Genomic DNA, 301 nt, shown 5'->3' with positions numbered 1-301 from the left:
CCCCCCCCCCCCCCCCCCCCCCCCCCCCCCCCCCCCCCCCCCCCCCCCCCCCCCCCCCCCCCCCCCCCCCCCCCCCCCCCCCCCCCCCCCCCCCCCCCCCCTCTTTTCACGCAGAAGACGGCATACGCGATTTCCTGTACGGTCTCGTGGGCTCGGAGATGTGTATAAGAGACAGCTCCCACACCCTCCGCGCTCGTCCCGGAGGACTTCGACGCGCTCGAAGACATCCTCGACGAACTGCGCACCCGCGACGACGAGGTGCCGCAGTGGGAGTTCTGCGACGGCTTCATGGCCGCGCTGG

General features: G+C 75.1%; 1 protein-coding gene. It reads right to left on the bottom strand.

From position 1 onward, the window contains the following. The coding region (locus JHD63_RS25170) for a hypothetical protein (RefSeq protein WP_198973197.1) at positions 1–301 on the bottom strand (301 nt) is incomplete at both ends.

This window comes from Xylophilus sp. ASV27 (genome assembly GCF_016428875.1).
Lineage (GTDB): Bacteria > Pseudomonadota > Gammaproteobacteria > Burkholderiales > Burkholderiaceae_C > Xylophilus.
Note: the sequence above shows the minus strand (reverse complement) of the source record. Positions and strands in the feature narration are given on the sequence as shown.